The sequence below is a fragment of the Rhodococcus sp. NPDC060176 genome (assembly GCF_042728675.1).
Lineage (GTDB): Bacteria > Actinomycetota > Actinomycetes > Mycobacteriales > Mycobacteriaceae > Rhodococcus_F.
This window is the reverse complement of the sequence record NZ_JBHWYS010000024.1, coordinates 1-1,611: the sequence shown is the minus strand read 5'-3', so window position 1 is coordinate 1,611 and position 1,611 is coordinate 1. Positions and strand designations below refer to the sequence as shown.

Sequence of the window (1,611 nt, the reverse complement as noted above, 5' to 3'; positions counted from 1 at the left end):
GCCGACCGCGGCAACGCCACCGCCACCAACGACTCCGGACCACAACCCTGAGCAATCAACCTGCGCGCCAAACGATTAGCCCGCACCGACAACTCCGCATAAGACAACGACTCGCCACCGAACCGCACCGCAACCCGATCACCAAACCGCGCAGCAGCATCATCGAACCACGCCGACAACGTCGAATCCACACCACTGTCGACACCCGTGTCGCTCCATGACAGAACGCGATCCAACTCACCGGCGGTCATAACATCCACGTCGCCAACGGCAGCGGCCGGATTCGCGACAACGCCACGGAGGACGGACACGAACCGATCAGCGAACTCGGCCGCTGTCGACGCGTCGAACAGATCCGTCGCGTAGGTCAGGGTGCCGGACATACCGGCGTCAGCGGCCTCTTCAAGTGTGAATTGCAGATCGAACTTGGCCAGTGCTGCGTCGAATTCCACAGCAGCGGCGGTGAGTCCGGGCAGTTCGAGAGCACTCTGTCCAAGGTTCTGGAACGTCAACGCCACCTGGAACAACGGATGACGAGCCTGCGAACGAACCGGATCGAGAACCTCCACCACACGCTCGAACGGAACATCCGCATGCGCGAACGCCTGCAAATCCACCTCACGCGCCGACGCCAACAACTCGGCAAACGACATCGACGGATCAACCTCGGTACGCAGCACCAAGGTATTGACGAACATACCGATCACGTCATCGAGCTCGGCTTCACCACGACCCGCGATCGGGGCACCGATCGCAATGTCGGTCGTCGCGGACAGTCGTGCCAACAGCACCGCCAGAGCCGAGTGAACAACCATGAACGGAGTTGCGTTCGTTGCCTTGGCCAGTTCGTCCAGCTCGGACCACAGCTGCGGTTCGATGGTGAAACTGTGATTGGCGCCGCGCCCTGAAGCAATCTCGGGACGCGGACGATCACCACGCAGATCCAACTGCTCCGGAAGATCAGCCAACGCATCCGACCAGAACGCAATCTGCTTCGCGATCATGGACTGCGGATCGTCCTCGGACCCGAGAACCTCACGCTGCCACAACGAGTAGTCGGCGTACTGCACCGGCAACGGCGTCCAGGTCGGAGCCTGGCCGTTGGTTCGGGCGTAGTAGGCGGTCATGACGTCGCGGGTCAACGGGCCCATCGAGAAGCCGTCGGTCGAGATGTGATGCATCACGAACGACAACACGAAGTCGTCATCGGCGACCTGAAAAAGCTTGGCGCGCAACGGAACCTCGACAGTGACATCGAAGCCCTGGGCGAAGAACGAATACAGCTCCGCCAGGATTCGGTCGTCTGTGACGCGTTCTGCGCCGAGATCGGTCGAGACATCTTCTACCGAGCAGATCTTCTGGTAGCCGACGCCGTCGACCTCGGGGTAGACCGTGCGCAGAACCTCGTGACGGCCGATAACGTCGTGAACTGCCGAATTCAGGGCGGCCAGATCGAGCGCACCCGTGAGCCGAACGGCAACAGGGACATTGTTGACAGCAGAATCGGTGTCGAATCGGTTGAGGAACCACATGCGCTGCTGCGCCAACGACAACGGAACCCGAACCGGACGCACCTGCGCAGTCAACGCCGCACGCGAACCGCCACCGACA

Annotated in this window: 1 protein-coding gene; it reads right to left on the bottom strand. The window is 61.5% G+C overall.

What is annotated here, in order from left to right:
- Positions 1-1,611 (bottom strand): condensation domain-containing protein (locus tag ACFWEM_RS34095; RefSeq protein ID WP_378540094.1); only part of this gene is annotated, 1,611 nt, incomplete at both ends.